The organism is Paenibacillus mesotrionivorans, from assembly GCF_046098205.1.
GTDB lineage: Bacteria > Bacillota > Bacilli > Paenibacillales > NBRC-103111 > Paenibacillus_AR > Paenibacillus_AR mesotrionivorans.
Genome location: NZ_JBJURJ010000016.1, coordinates 200753 through 215107, shown reverse-complemented (window position 1 = coordinate 215107; position 14355 = coordinate 200753). Strand labels below are relative to the sequence as shown.

Sequence of the window (14355 nt, the reverse complement as noted above, 5' to 3'; positions counted from 1 at the left end):
AGCAACAACCTGGAAAACACAAAAAAACTGCCATCCGTCACCGGACAGGCAGTTTTTGTTTTTGAGCCGAAGACATTTTATCCGAGCTGTCGTTTCTCCCGCTGTACAGGGGGAATCTCCGTCAGCTTCCCGTTTTCAAGACGCAGCACACGGTCGCACAAAGGCAGCATCCGTTGGTCATGAGTGACCAGCACGGCACTTTTGCCTGCGGCCTTCACTTGCTCGGCCATCAGGCTGACCACCTCATAGCCCCGTTCGGCGTCCAAGCTGGCTGTAGGCTCATCCGCCAGGAGAACAGAAGGATCATTCATCAGTGCCCGTGCAATGGCAGCCCGCTGGCGTTCGCCGCCGGAGAGCTTCTCCGGGTAAGCCTGGCTCCGGTGGGCAAGACCGAGAGTGCGAAGAAGGGTATCCGCCCGTTTCGCCGCCTGGTTTTTGTCCTGTCCTGCCAGCTTGGCCACCAGCAGCAGCTGTTCTCTAACCTTCAGATAAGGAACCAGATGGGCACTCTGGAAGATAAAGCCCAGCTTGTGCAGGCGCAAGGCGGCCAGCTCCCGTTCGGTTTGGTTGCGGATGGCCTGGCCCTCCACCAGCACCTGGCCGCTGGTGGGTGCCAGCAAGGCGCCTGCAATGGACAGGAAGGTGCTTTTCCCTGAGCCGGAAGGACCCGTAACAGCCACCAGTTCGCCTTTTGCCACCTGAAGATTCAGCCGGTCTAAGATATGCCGTTCCGCACCGCCGTCCTGAAAGGTACGGGTAATGTTTTGAAGCTCTAATTGAATGTTCATGCCGCAGCCCTCCCAATGGCGTCCAACGCGTCGATTTTGGCAACCTTCCATACGGAAACCAGTGATCCAGCCAGGGAAATAACCAGAAAGGCCAAGCAAGTCAACACCAGGGTGGAGGTATTCAGCAGGAAAGGCATGGACCCAGGCAAAGCGGCTTCAAACAGTTTAACCAAAGCAGTACTGATAACAAGGCTTCCTGCGGACAGCACAAGGACCTGGAGGGCCACGCTTTGAGCCAAGTACCGGGTCCTGGCGCCCACAGCCTTCAGGATGCCGAATTGAACGGTTTTTTGGATGGTAATGACATAGAAGAAAACCGCCAGCACAAACGCCGAAATGATATACAGGAAGGCAATCATCATCAAGAGGGAGCCCTGCTCCTCCTTATACCCCGGAATCGCGGATACGGCATCGCTTTTGGTGATGACATCCGTCCCGGGCAAAGCCTGGGCCAGCTTCTCCGCCGTTGCTCCCGACCCTTGAATGGCAATGGCGTTATATGACCCATCCTTAGCCGTCATAACGCCTGCAGACCGGGCATTCAGCTCCGTCCAAGCTGCTGTGGGCAGGAAAACAACCGGCGTATGGCTGAAGGATTCATGCTTCACAAACCCGCGTACCGTCCAAGTGAGGCCGGAGGCCTGGTCCCTGAGCACCGATCCCAGCTGTACACCCGATTCCTTCAAGCTGTCATCGGCTATAATCCCACCCGCAGACAAGGCAGCAGGGGAGAGCCCCTCTGTGGTGTCAGGCGCCAGCCAGCCGTTCAGATCCACAGCAAACAGCGTAACATCAAGCTTGACGGAATCGCCCTCCGGAACCAGTGTCGTCATTCTGAGGCTTAGCGGGGTGGAATTCCCGGTTCCGGCAATCTGCCGCGCCGTTTCCAGTGCCTCGTCCCCGATCTGTGACCGGGTGAACCGGTTATCCGAATGCTCCTCCAGTATAAAATGCGTGGCTTTCATATTCTTGACAGCGGCAGCGCTGTCGTAGGCCAACCCCTGGGCCAGTCCGGTGACGAACAGCACCAGAAACGCCACCAGCACCATAATAACGGCGATCAGGGCATAGCGGGCCTTGGCGTGCCGGAGCTCACGTATCGCTAAAAACATCTCGCTTCCCTCCTCGTCATGAATCAGATCATGAACCCAGTATAGGAAGCCAAAATGAACGCCGTGTGAACGCCGGATTACAAATTGGGCAGAGTGATCGTGAACAAGGTTCCTTCCGGACTGCTGGAGACCTCAATGGTCCCGTTGTGGAGGCGTACGATCTTAGCGGCTATGGACAGCCCAAGCCCCGTCCCGCCAGAATCGCGTTCACGGGCGGCGTCGGCTTTATAGAAGCGGTCGAACAAAAAGGGAAGATGCTCCGGAGCAATTCCGTCCCCGTTATCCCGAATCAATACCCGGCACCCGCCGCCGGCCATTTGCTCTGCACGGATATCCACGGTGCTCCCTGCAGGAATATACTTGACCGCATTGCCGATCAGATTGGTCCAAACCTGCATAAACAGCACTTCGTCCCCGTGCAGATGGACCGCCTCCGGTACCGACAGCTTAACAAGCAGCGCCTTTTCTTCAATTTGCCATTGGAATACCTGGACGGCTTGGCGGATTTGGGTTTTGAGGGAAAAGAGATTCCGCTGCAGCGCCTCCCGGCCCTGCTCCAGAGTGGAGAGCAGCAGCAGCTGCTTGCCCAGAACCGACAGGCGGCGGCTTTCGTCACCAATAATGCCTGCATAATGGGCTCTTTCGTCAGGGGAAAGCTCCTGCTCGGACAGTATTTTGGCAAAACCCTGAATAAGAGTGAGAGGGGACTGAAATTCATGGGAGACATTGGCCACAAACTGGCGCCGGCCTTCATCCACCCGCTCCAGCTCCTTGCCCATCAGCCGGAAATTACGCGACAGCTCCCCGATTTCATCCCTCCGTGAAACGGGAAGCTCCATCTGGTAATGCCCCTGGGCGATCCTTCTTGTCGCTGCAGACAGCCGGGTGATGGGCTTCACCACGTAGCGGGTGCTCACCAGGAAGAGCAGAATGCTGATGGCGACAGCGAATACACCCATCAGACCGAAGAAAATACGCAGCTCCCCAAACTGCAGAATTACGTCCGGCCGCAGAAACAGGGCATATTGCCGTTCCTGAAAGCGGAGGGGGACACCCACCGAATTGCTCAGCGCATTCTCAAAAAATCCGGAGATAAACGCCTGATTGGGATAATCCGCAACGCCATGATAAGGAGTACCCTCCAAAACCTGCTCCTTGATGCTGCTGTCCAGCTCCCGCTCCCGGAATTCCCTCCCGTAATAACGGTCATCCCCGCGGTTGTCCGTCAGATAAATCTGGTACCCCAGCGCGGCGGCATTATGCAGGTAGCTGTCCACATCCGTGCCCTCCCGCTCCGCATACGACTGGAGCTGCTCTGCGATACCGATCAGCTTCGTATCATTATAAGGCTTCAGCTTGGTATGGTAGTAGATATTGGACCCGAGAAAACCCAGGATGCAGCTTAGGAGGATTACTCCCAGCGCAACCAGACACACCCGAGAATATAAGGATTTCATCCGTTGCCCCCCAGTTCCAGTTTGTAGCCGATGCCGCGGACTGTCTTGATGTTGAAATCTGCGGTGTAGTCTGCAAAACGCTGCCGCAGCCGCTTGATATGCACATCCACGGTCCGGTCATCCCCCTGGTAATCCGCTCCCCACACCAGCGTAATCAGCTCGTCGCGGGAGAAGAGGCGTCCGGGGAACTGGGCCAGCTGGGACAGGAGTTCGAACTCCTTCAACGGCAGGAAAAATTCCGTTTCGCCGTCGGTCACCTCCACATTCTGCCGGTCGATGACAATCCGGTTCAGCCGGAGCCGGTCACTGGCCGTACGGGTATAACGCCTGAATAACGCCTTCACCCGGAACACCAGCTCCGCAGGCTCGAAGGGTTTGGTCAAATAGTCGTCGGTCCCCCGGTCATAGCCCTTTTCCTTATCCTCCAGCTGGTCCCGGGCGGTAAGCATAATCACCGGAATATCCGCATGCTGCCGGATCCAGCCGCACAGCTCATAACCGTCCGTGCCCGGCATCATAATATCGATAACGGCCAAGTCCACGGCGGTTTCCTCCAGCAGCCGGATAGCCTCCAAGCCGTCGCGGGCTTCAAGGACCCGGTAACCTTCCTTGGTCAATACATACCGGAGCAGCGTCCGGATATTGGCGTCGTCATCCGCCACAAGCAGATTTTTCATGAGAGGTAACCTCCGTATGAATGAAGTAAAGCGATGCTGTTGCATTCCGGTTCAGCCTTGCCGCAGCCGGGTGGGCGGGATGCCATGGAACTGGCGGAACACGCGGTTAAAGGTTCGCACATTGCTGAAGCCGCATTCCAGTGCAATGTCCAGCATCGTCCGGTTGGTGTTGCGGATCAATTCCTCCGCCCGACTGACGCGGATGGAGTTCAGATAGGCGGGAAAGCTCATGCCCGTCATCCCCCGGAAGAACCGGGAGAAATAGAAGGGGCTCATCTGCGCGGCTTGGGCCGCCTGCTCCATGGTAATATCCCCGGCATAACCCTGCTCCAGGAAATCCAGCACCCGCTGCATCACCCGCATATTGGCCACCCGCCGTTTGGCATTGCCCTCATCCGCCGGCTCCAGCTCCATATGGCGAACGGCATAACCGCACATTTCGTGCAGGATGCCGGTAATGATCTGCTCATGGCAGGGACCTGCCTGCTGCCATTCCTCCTGGGCACGGTTCATAAACGACTCTATGGAAGGGGCAAGGGTGCAATAATCCTCAGGTGAACGGGCCCCGGAGCTTCTGGTCAAAAAAGGGGAAACGAGCCGCACATCCTGGGGCCAGCCTCCCGGCAATCCGATGAGTCCGGGATGAAAGATCTGGATAAGAAGGGCGGAGGGTTCCTCCTTGCTGTCATAGAAATGGATGTCCCCGCTTGCGCAAAAGGCAAAATCCCCTTGCTCCAGCCTGCGCACCTCGCGGTTTATGCCCATCCAGATGGCGCCTTCCTTGACATAAACCAACTCGACCTCTTGATGCCAATGAGCCAGAAAATGGATATTGCGTGTCACAAAGGATTGGAAGCGGAGATTGGTCCGGTACTGCCTGTTCTCGTGAAAGGCTCTCATGCTGTTGCCCCTTTGCCTGGTTTCATGTTAACTCGCTAATGTGATAAATATAGCAAAAAATGTCCATATCCTCAATGAAAATGGCGAGAAAACCAACCGGCTGGGGCGTACAATGAAAGCGAATCAACTGATCTGCACGAGGCAGAAAGGATGGCGAACTGAGGATGACACAGATAAAGCAGGCGTTAATTGTAAAAGGTGGCTGGGACGGGCATGAGCCTGATCAGGTTTCCCGGATTTTTGCGGATATATTGGAGCAGGAAGGATTCCAGGTGGAGATTTCCGATACACTGGACAGCTTCCTTGACCAGGAAAAGCTGCTGGGTCTGGATTTGATTGTACCCGTCTGGACCATGGGTGAAATCAAAAAGGAGCAGCTGGAGCCGGTGATGAAGGCAGTGGAATCCGGCGTGGGTCTGGCAGGCTGCCACGGCGGGATGTGTGACGCCTTCCGCTCCAGCACAGAATGGCAATTTATGACCGGGTCCCAATGGGTAGCCCATCCGTTGAACGACGGAGTGGAATACCGGGTGAACATAGTGGCTTCCTCCTCCAGCCCGATTGTAGAGGGTATCAAGGATTTTACAGTCGTATCCGAGCAATATTACCTGCATGTGGACCCGGCGGTACAGGTGCTGGCTACCACTACGTTTCCGGTAACGGAGGGGGCCCATTCCGCCAATGGCAGCATAGTGATGCCGGTGGTATATACCAAACGTTGGGGCAAGGGCAAGGTTTTCTACAATGCCTTGGGTCACCATGCGGATGTGTTTGATATTCCCGAAGCCAGGGAATTCATGCGCCGCGGCTTCTTGTGGGCAGCCCGGAGGGGGGAAGGAGAGCAAGCATGGACAAGATAAACATCGGTATTATTGGCTGCGGCAACATCAGCGGCATCTATCTCACAAACTTGACCCAAATCTTCGCCAATACCCGGGTGGTGGCTTGCTCCGACCTGGATTTGGACAGGGCTGCCGCCGCCGCGGAGCAGTATGGCATTCCCCATGTACTTGGCACCAGCGAGTTGCTGGCCCGGGAGGATATCCAAATCGTGGTCAATCTGACCACGCCCAAGCAACATTACGAGGTGTCCAAACAGGCGCTTCTGGCCGGCAAGCATGTATACGTGGAGAAGCCGCTTACTCTGTCTCTTGAGGAAGGGAAGGCTTTGGTGCAGCTGGCCAAGGAGAAGGGGCTGATGCTGGGCTGCGCTCCGGATACCTTCCTGGGCGCCGGACTGCAGCTCTGTCGCAAGCTCATCGACGACGGATACATCGGCAGACCGGTGGCGGCAACGGCCTTTATGGCCTGCCACGGCCATGAGAGCTGGCATCCTGCGCCAGAGTTCTATTACCAGGGCGGCGGCGGTCCGATGTTCGATATGGGACCGTATTATCTGACAGCGCTGGCTTCTTTGTTGGGACCGGCGAAGACCGTTTGCGGCATGACCGCCTCAGCGTATGAAGAGCGGACCATTACAAGTGCGCCTAAGTTTGGCCAAAAGATCCCGGTGGAGGTCCCTACCCATGTAGCTGGAACCATCCTCTACCAAAACGGTGCCGTTGCCACCATGATTACCAGCTTTGACGTCTGGAGCAGCAAGCTCCCGCGGATCGAAATTTACGGAACGGGAGGCACCCTGTACGTTCCCGATCCCAATACCTTCGGCGGACCTGTTCTGCTGCAGCCTGCCGGACGCAAGGAGGCGCTGGAGATTCCGATGATTCATGCCTATGATGAGAACAGCAGAGGGATTGCCGTAGCGGATATGGCCCGGTCCCTCATCACCGGGGATACCCACCGTGCCAATGGAGAGCTGGCCTTGCATGTGCTGGAGCTGATGCATGCTTTCCATACAAGCGCCGATAGCGCACAGTACGTGCAGCTGCAAACCTCCTGCGACCGTCCGGCGCCGCTTGCTCCTGGGCTGGTGAAGGGATATCTGGACCCGGCTTAATTGGGGGAGAGTGCCTCTTGACTTTTGGTGTCGGGCGCTGGTAATATGAGTTCAATTCATATTGCAATGCGCTTGACCAAAGACATGACCGCCATTGACGGGCCGTTCAGAGAGAGAAGCCACCGGCTGAAAGCTTCTCCGGCTAACGGATGTGCAGGTTACCCCTTTGGAGCAGTACCGGTGAACCCCGGGCCTCTGTGGCTGCGGCAGTATCCGGTACCGGCCGGTCTTCCGTTAACGGACTCCTTCAAGGACCTGAATTCTGCTCCGGCTTCCCCGTATGGAAGCTGACGCGGGCCAGGTTGAACCAGGGTGGAACCACGAGCTGAACGCACTCGTCCCTTTTAGGGACAGTGCGTTTTTTTGATTTTTCATCCACTAAGAAAAATTGGAGGAGTCCAAAATGGAAAATAATAACATGTTGTCAATCATACGCCAAACTGCCGCTTATGTACTGGCCCAGGCTGTTAAGCAGCTGTACGGGGCGGAGCAGGTGAAATTAGGTGTTGGCTCGGTTACCGAGGATGGTTTTTATTACGATTTTGATGTGGAAAAACCCTTTGTTGTCGAGGATCTTGCTGCATTGGAGAAGGAAATGGAGCGGATTATCCGGGAGGACCGCCCCATTGCCAGCCGGCTGGTCAGCCGGGAGGATGCGGCCCTGCTGCTCCGCCGGGAGCCGTATAAGCTGGAGCTGTTGGCAGGTTTGCCTCTGCAGGAGGACGGCAAGCTTTCCCTTTATGCCCAGGGGGAATTTCTGGATTTTCAGGAGGGGGCAATGCTTTCGTCCACTGGCGGCATTAAGGCGGTAAAGCTGCTTCATGCGGCAGGCGCTTATTGGCAGGGGGATGCCGGCAACCGGATGCTGCAGCGGGTGTACGGGACTGCCTTCGCCAAGAAGGCCCACCTGAAGGAGCATCTGCATCTGCTGGAGGAAGCGCAGAAGCGGGACCACCGGAAGCTGGGCAGGGAGCTGGAGCTGTTTATGTTTTCCGAGGAAGCGCCGGGAATGCCCTTTTATCTGCCTAATGGGTTTGTGGTCCGTTCGGAACTGGAAAACTTCCTGCGTGATGTCCAGAGCCGCCAGGGCTACCGGGAGGTGCGCTCTCCCTTAATGATGAACCGGCGTTTGTGGGAGCATTCCGGCCATTGGGACCACTACAAGGACAACATGTATTTCACTCAGGTGGATGAGGATGCGTTTGCTTTGAAGCCCATGAATTGCCCCGGCCATATGCTGGTGTTTAAAAACAGCCAGCATTCCTACCGGGAGCTGCCCATACGGCTGGCCGAGTTCGGCCAGGTGCACCGCCATGAATTTTCCGGCGCCTTAAACGGGATGATGCGGGTCCGCACCTTCTGCCAGGATGACGCTCATCTGTTTGTGCGGCCGGAGCAAATCGAAGAGGAGATTGCCCGGGTGATTGCATTGATCGGGCAGGTGTATGGCGTGTTCGGCTTCTCCTACCAGGTGGAGCTGTCCACCAGACCGGAGGATTCCATGGGATCGCCGGAGCTGTGGGAGGCGGCGGAGAACGCGCTGCGCAATGTTCTGGAGAAGGAAGGGCTACCGTACCGGACTAATGAAGGGGATGGAGCCTTTTACGGACCGAAAATCGACTTCCACATCCGGGATGCGCTGAAAAGGAGCTGGCAGTGCGGCACCATTCAGCTGGATTTTCAGATGCCGCAGAAGTTCGGACTGTCCTATGTAGGGGAGGATGGCGGCAAACATTGTCCGGTGGTGATCCACCGTGCGGTGTACGGCTCCATCGACCGGTTTATGGGCATCCTGACCGAACATTACGCAGGAGCATTCCCGGCTTGGCTGGCCCCGGTGCAGGTGAAGGTATTGGCGGTGTCGGATGCCCATGTGGATTATGCGCTGTCGGTGCGCGATGCTCTCCAGCAGGAGGGGATCCGGGTAGAGGCGGATCTGCGCCGGGAGAAGCTGGGCTACAAAATCCGCCAGGCTCAAATGGAAAAGGTCCCGTACATGCTGGTGGTGGGGGACGCGGAGGCGGAAGGGGCCGTGGTTGCCGTCCGCAAGCGGGAAGCCGGGGATTTGGGGAGCATGGCCTTGGAGGAATTGCTCGGACTGGTCCGGCAGGATATCGCAGGCAGGAAATAAGTTTAGCCGCAAAAAAGCAGTCCCTACCGTTGATGGCGGCGGGGACTGCTTTTTGCATCTCCATTTTTGTTCATTTGCCTTAGTACAGATTTTGGGAGTGTTATCGTTACCGGCCCACATTCACAATCTTCCTCACCCATGTCGGTTCACTGGCAGCCGCCCGAACAAGACTGTCGGCGCAGTCCGCGAAGGAAATCTGCTGGAATGCAGCGATCCGTGCCCATGGTCCTGCGGTGTAGGTTCGTGTCGCGGGGCCTTCTTTCATACCCGGTGGTCGTACGATGACCCATTCCAGACTACTCCTTTGCACCTCACTCTCCGCAATTGCCTTATCCTTGACCGCCTTCGTGAAGATGCGGCGGTGCACGCTTAACGTCAATCGGTTACTGAAAGATAATTCCTTCCCGTCGCTCAGACCAATTCCGCTTTGCATCACTAACCGTTTCACTCCGGCGCGTTGACAGGCTGCTAATACATTTGGAATCCCTAAGGACATAACGCTACCAGGGGAGAGGTTCGCTGCAACGGCATTCAGGACTCCCTTCGAATTGCCGGCACCCTGGGCGAAGGTGCTGGTTGGGCCGATGCAGGTGATGACTGCCTCTGCACCGGCAATGGCTTTGGCCACACTATCAATGTTCATGACATCGCCCTTCCGGGAGGTAAGGCGTGCTGCAGCTGAAATGAGCTCCGGCCGGCGGGCCACAGCTATAACCTCATGTCCCAATTCAAGTGCCCGTTCTACCACTTTCGTTCCTGTTGCACCGGTTGCACCTATTACCGCAATTTTCATAAAATCCTACCCTTCATTTTTGAATATAATGCACACTAGTATAATAAGAAACATCTATGTATAATTGTAAGCAGACAATTGAAAATCTACAATTATTAAAAAAGATGATTCCGTGTATTAGTTCACACATATTGGATTATTGTGAAATAGCTAAGGGGAAGCGGGTGATATACACGTGCTGAAGCTCGATCGAAGGATACGCAAATCGCAGCATGCTATAAAAACGGCAGTTATTGAATTGATGATGGAAAAGGATTTTGATCAGATTACGATACAAGACATCTCGGAAAGGGCAGACGTGAGCCGAAGAACAATCTATCTTCATTATATGGATAAGTTTGATCTTCTGGATAAGCTCATCGAAGAACATATTCATGAGATGCAGGAGCTCTGTTATCTGGCCGAGGATAAGATGGATTATAGGAGTATGGGGGGACTATGGTTCGAATATTTGGAGAGTCATTCTTTGTTTTTTTCTGCCATATTGACGAGTAAAGGAGGGCCTTTTTTCCGCAATCGGCTCCTGGAATTTTTCCTCGAGAAGCTAACAATGAAAGAAAACGATATTTCTTTGGGGGGGAAATCAGGATTACCGGAGGGTGAAGAGGTCGATATTCAATTTTTGGGAGCGGCTATCGTAGGAGTAGTGGAATGGTGGATCAAAAATGGACGACCACACCCACCTGATTTTATGGCTCAACGAGTAGGAGCATTGCTGGAGAAGAATCTTTGAGGTGCACTGTCACTACCGGCAAGAGCGTAGGCTCAAGGGTTAACACAAGCAGCCCATTCCGTCTACGGCGGAAAGGACTGCTTTTTGAGTTGGCACAAAAGCTGCCTATTTGCGAATGGCCCTTCCGGTTAAACTTGTGTACTGCTCGTCTGTCAACGGCTTGCTGTGGTAGAAGAGGGTATAGAAACGGCTGACTTCTTTTTTCATATCATAAGAAAAGGCATCCGGGTACAATAGCTCCGATAGCCAAACCATGCCCATATATCGGTTTATGGAGGGAGGGGAGCCCAGCCAATTGAAGGGATTGGCGGGAACCTCGTAGAATTTGCCGCCGGAGATGGCCTTCATGGTTTTCCAGGTGGGGTCGGAGGAGGCTTTGCCGTACATGCTGTTGGGGGCGAACAATATCACATCGGGCTTCCATTGGACAATCTGTTCCAGGGACACCTCGTTGCCCGTGCCTTTGCCGGAGGGATTATCCACCACTGCCGCATTGTCAGCCATCAGATCCAGGACCTCGGAATGGAAGGAGCCCTTGGCAATCACATTGGTGCCTGTGTCTCCCAGGCTGTACAGAACCTTGACTTTTTTATCACCGATTTTCTTCATGGTGTCGGTGGTGGTGGTGTATATTTCCTTGGTGTAATCGGAGAGTGTTTTGGCTTCCTGAGGCATTCCGAGTATCTTGCCCAAGGTATCATAAGCAGTGGACATGGTCGAAAGTGTGGCCTCTACAAAAATAGTGGGGATGCCCAACTGCTTCTGCACTCCGTCCATGTCCTCCACAATGCTGCTCTTTTTCTCGCCGATGTCGATAATCACCTGGGGTTTGGCGGCGGCCAGCGCTTCCTTGTTCAGATTGGCGGAGCCGTAGAACTGGCCGAACACCGGCAGCTTGAGATATTTGTCATCCATAAAAGCCCCTGCATCGCCGTTCCACTTGTTGGACAACCCCACCAGCTTGTCCGGTGCCAGGGCAAACAGCACCATTTGGGCCAACTGACCGGAGGGCGCAATCCGTTCAATAGAGCTGGGAAGCTCTACCTTCCGCCCAGCTGAGTCGGTGAAGGTTACAGTGGCAGGAGCGGCAGGGGATGGCTGGGCACTAACGGCAGCTGTTGCGGCGGCAGAAGGGGATACTGTTGGAGCGGCTTGCGGCGTTTCCTTGCCGGAGGTACCGCACGCGGGCAGCCAGGTGACCAATAGCAGTGCTGCCAGACCCATTTTCGCTGAACGTAACCGATTTCCAACAAATATTGATTTCATATGATTCACTCCTTTTATATAGTTGGAGACTGTCACGAAATAAAGGCTAGGCTGACGAACTGGTGGAATCGCCGGAGGATTAACAGAACCGTCGAAATGCTAACAGCCTTGAGAAGCAAACTGTGGGAGAGCTAATGGAACTCAGAAGCGAACCGCCAGAGCGTTAACGGAACTGAGAAGCGCTTAGCGTACGAAAAAGAACCAATTTGATTTGTAACGGAATTCAGGGACTCTTAGCGCCCATTCTGCACCCAATTTTGCCTGAAAAAGCAGGCTAAGCGTCGATAAGTTCCGTTAGCGCGCCGAAATATTGGATTCTGGCTGCTAAGCGTCGTATAGTTCCGTTAGCGCGTCGAGGTCGCGGAATCCATCCTCCGAGTGTCGCTGAGTTCCGTTAGCCTACCGAGTGCCTGTCGTGGTAGCGGAATCCGGTGGCTGAGCGTCGCTTAGTTCCGTTAGCGCGCCAAGGCAACGGTTTCCAGCCACTGAATGTAGCTAAGTTCCGTTAGTACCCTCAGGCAGCGGACCTAGCCGCTGACACCCGCTAATTTCCGTTTTCCGTCACCCACAGCTCCTGCCGGGACGGCAAATCCCGGGATACAGACGGAAACCGCTCCGCCGTACAGCTGCTCCAAGGCAATATCCACGCCGTACAGCTCCTTCAGGAGTTCCCCGTTCATCACCTCCCCGGGTGTTCCCCATGCGAATACCCGGCCATCCTTCATGGCCAGCACCCGGTCGGCAAACAGCAGCACTTGGTCGGGGTTATGGGTGGACTGGATTACCGTATACCCGCCCCGGGTCAGCTCCTTCACCCTCTGGAGCACCCGGAGCTGGTTGCCGTAATCCAGGTTGGCCGTGGGTTCATCCATGAAGAGGATCCGCGCCTGCTGGGCCAAAGCCCGGGCGATGAGCACCAATTGACGCTCACCCCCGCTTAATTCCAGGAAGCTGCGCTCCCGCAGATGGAGAATCCCTAGCCGCTCCATAGCTTCGTCCGCCAGCCCCCGCTCCTTCCGCCCGGGAGAGGACATGAGCGAAAAGTGCGAGGCGGTGCCCATCAGCACCATGTCCTGCACCGAATAGCTGAAGGCCGGAGAATGGGATTGGGGCACATACGCCACCAGCCGGGCCAGCTGCGCCGGAGCAAGCTTACGGATATGATGCCCCTCCGCCGTAATGCTCCCCGAATATCCCGTAAGTAACCCCAGCATACAGCGGAACAGGGTGCTTTTGCCTACCCCGTTGGGCCCTAACAGACATAACAGGGAGGGCTCCTCCACGGAAAAGGTAATGTCCGTTAACACCTGCTTGCTCCGGTAGGAGAAGTGAAGCCGGTCCACCTGAATGCTCATCCGCTGTTCCCTCCGTTTTTCAGAATCAGGCTCAAAAAGAAGGGAGCTCCGATCAATGCCGTCAGGATGCCGATCGGCACCTCGCTCACCCATACATTCCGGGACACATTGTCCACGATCAAAAGGAAGATCGCCCCGGCCAGCATGGCTGCAGGCAGAAGCCGGCTGTAATTAGGACCGGCCAGCTTCCGGGCCAAATGTGGAATTACAAGCCCCACCCAGCCGATCATACCGCTGACGGCGACACTGGAGGCCGTGATCAAAGTTGCCGACAGGATCACTGTCATTCGGATCGCCCCCGTATGTACGCCCATCGCCCGGGCCTCCTCCTCGCCCAGAGTCAGCACATTGATCCGCCACCGCAAGAGATATAGCGGGAGCATCCCCAGCAGCATGGGAACCATAATGAACTTCACGTCCGAGGGCTGGGCTCCGGCTAAACTCCCCATCAGCCAATAGGTGATGGCTGGAAGCTGGTCGTTGGGGTCCGCCACCAGCTTCACAAACGAGGTGCAGGCGGAGAAGAGGGAACCGATCATGATGCCGGATAAGATCAGAACCAGCACCTGTCTGCCTTTGCCCCGGCGCCCGATAAACAGCACCAAACCGACGGAGAGGAGGCTGAACAGAAAGGCGCTGGCGGTAATATCCCGCTTGGAGCCCTCCAGCAGAATGGCCAAAGCGGCGCCGAAGGCTGCTCCGGCGGATGCCCCCAGCACATCGGGAGCAGCCATGGGATTATGGAATATCCCCTGGTACGCCGCTCCGGCGGCGGACAAGCAGCAGCCTACCAGACAAGCCAGCACAATCCGGGGGAGCCGCACCTGGAAGAAGATTGCCTGCATTTGCCCATCCGTTGTTGGCAGGCCCAAGCTATTGCCGAGATCCGGGAGCAGCATATGAAGCACCTGACCCGGCGTAATGGGATAACGGCCCATATTCAGCGACAGCACCACCAGGACAAGGAGCAGCAAACCAAGTCCGGCTAAAAGCGGGATCATTCTGCGGCTGGACAACTGTATCCCTCCCTATTTTTTCGACAATTGTAGCAGGCTGGGGAAAACTCTGTCAATGATTAAAATATATTTAGTTATAATTAAATATATTTAATTTGTGAAAGTTATAAAATATAGGTTGATTATTCTGAAAATAACCGGTAGATTATGTTTCATTACTATATCTAGAT

Annotated in this window: 14 protein-coding genes; 5 read left to right on the top strand and 9 right to left on the bottom strand. The window is 55.3% G+C overall.

Features of this window, described 5'->3' with window-relative positions; genetic code table 11:
- Nucleotides 1-77: 77 nt before the first annotated feature.
- The 5 genes from ACI1P1_RS22875 to ACI1P1_RS22855 form a co-directional block, all read right to left on the bottom strand.
- Entirely contained in the window at nt 78-788 is a 711-nt protein-coding gene (locus ACI1P1_RS22875) for an ABC transporter ATP-binding protein (protein WP_416218761.1), read from the bottom strand.
- Nucleotides 785-1900, bottom strand: coding sequence for an ABC transporter permease (locus ACI1P1_RS22870; RefSeq protein ID WP_416218760.1), 1116 nt, complete (start codon nt 1898-1900; stop codon nt 785-787). The genes ACI1P1_RS22875 and ACI1P1_RS22870 overlap by 4 nt, the downstream gene beginning before the upstream one ends.
- 77 nt (nt 1901-1977) lie before the next feature.
- The gene (locus ACI1P1_RS22865; protein WP_416218759.1) at nt 1978-3357 is read right to left on the bottom strand and encodes a sensor histidine kinase; all 1380 of its coding nucleotides are present in this window, start codon (nt 3355-3357) and stop codon (nt 1978-1980) included.
- Nucleotides 3354-4034, bottom strand: a complete 681-nt coding sequence (locus tag ACI1P1_RS22860; protein ID WP_416218758.1) for a response regulator transcription factor — start codon at nt 4032-4034, stop codon at nt 3354-3356. Before ACI1P1_RS22860 ends, ACI1P1_RS22865 begins: the two co-directional genes overlap by 4 nt.
- Before the next feature lie 51 nt (nt 4035-4085).
- Nucleotides 4086-4934: an AraC family transcriptional regulator gene (locus tag ACI1P1_RS22855; RefSeq protein WP_416218757.1), complete on the bottom strand. Its 849-nt coding sequence runs from the start codon at nt 4932-4934 to the stop codon at nt 4086-4088.
- Nucleotides 4935-5107: 173 nt separating this feature from the next.
- Here ACI1P1_RS22855 and ACI1P1_RS22850 point away from each other — a divergent pair, with 173 nt between their 5' ends.
- The 4 genes from ACI1P1_RS22850 (at nt 5108) to thrS (ending at nt 9022) form a co-directional block, all read left to right on the top strand.
- Nucleotides 5108-5794: a ThuA domain-containing protein gene (locus tag ACI1P1_RS22850; protein ID WP_416218774.1), complete on the top strand. Its 687-nt coding sequence runs from the start codon at nt 5108-5110 to the stop codon at nt 5792-5794.
- Nucleotides 5782-6891, top strand: coding sequence for a Gfo/Idh/MocA family protein (locus ACI1P1_RS22845; protein ID WP_416218756.1), 1110 nt, complete (start codon nt 5782-5784; stop codon nt 6889-6891). The genes ACI1P1_RS22850 and ACI1P1_RS22845 overlap by 13 nt, the downstream gene beginning before the upstream one ends.
- Before the next feature lie 45 nt (nt 6892-6936).
- Entirely contained in the window at nt 6937-7182 is a 246-nt protein-coding gene (locus tag ACI1P1_RS22840; protein ID WP_416218755.1) for a hypothetical protein, read from the top strand.
- A 112-nt stretch (nt 7183-7294) separates the two neighbouring features.
- Nucleotides 7295-9022 carry a threonine--tRNA ligase gene (gene thrS / locus ACI1P1_RS22835; protein ID WP_416218754.1) on the top strand — a complete coding sequence of 576 codons (1728 nt, stop codon included), beginning with the start codon at nt 7295-7297 and terminating at the stop codon, nt 9020-9022.
- A gap of 106 nt (nt 9023-9128) precedes the next feature.
- Here the strand turns inward: thrS and ACI1P1_RS22830 are convergent, their stop codons facing one another.
- Complete coding sequence (locus ACI1P1_RS22830; RefSeq protein ID WP_416218753.1) at nt 9129-9815, bottom strand: NAD(P)-dependent oxidoreductase; 687 nt, start codon at nt 9813-9815, stop codon at nt 9129-9131.
- A 175-nt stretch (nt 9816-9990) separates the two neighbouring features.
- Here ACI1P1_RS22830 and ACI1P1_RS22825 point away from each other — a divergent pair, with 175 nt between their 5' ends.
- Nucleotides 9991-10548, top strand: a complete 558-nt coding sequence (locus ACI1P1_RS22825; protein WP_416218752.1) for a TetR/AcrR family transcriptional regulator — start codon at nt 9991-9993, stop codon at nt 10546-10548.
- A gap of 105 nt (nt 10549-10653) precedes the next feature.
- Here ACI1P1_RS22825 and ACI1P1_RS22820 read toward each other — a convergent pair whose 3' ends face one another.
- From ACI1P1_RS22820 to ACI1P1_RS22810, 3 genes are all read right to left on the bottom strand, one after another.
- Nucleotides 10654-11814, bottom strand: coding sequence for an ABC transporter substrate-binding protein (locus ACI1P1_RS22820; RefSeq protein WP_416218751.1), 1161 nt, complete (start codon nt 11812-11814; stop codon nt 10654-10656).
- Nucleotides 11815-12341: 527 nt separating this feature from the next.
- Entirely contained in the window at nt 12342-13169 is an 828-nt protein-coding gene (locus ACI1P1_RS22815) for an ABC transporter ATP-binding protein (RefSeq protein WP_416218750.1), read from the bottom strand.
- On the bottom strand, nt 13166-14185 hold the full coding sequence (locus tag ACI1P1_RS22810) for a FecCD family ABC transporter permease (RefSeq protein WP_416218749.1): 1020 nt from the start codon (nt 14183-14185) through the stop codon (nt 13166-13168). The genes ACI1P1_RS22815 and ACI1P1_RS22810 overlap by 4 nt, the downstream gene beginning before the upstream one ends.
- Between the last annotated feature and the right edge of the window lie 170 nt (nt 14186-14355).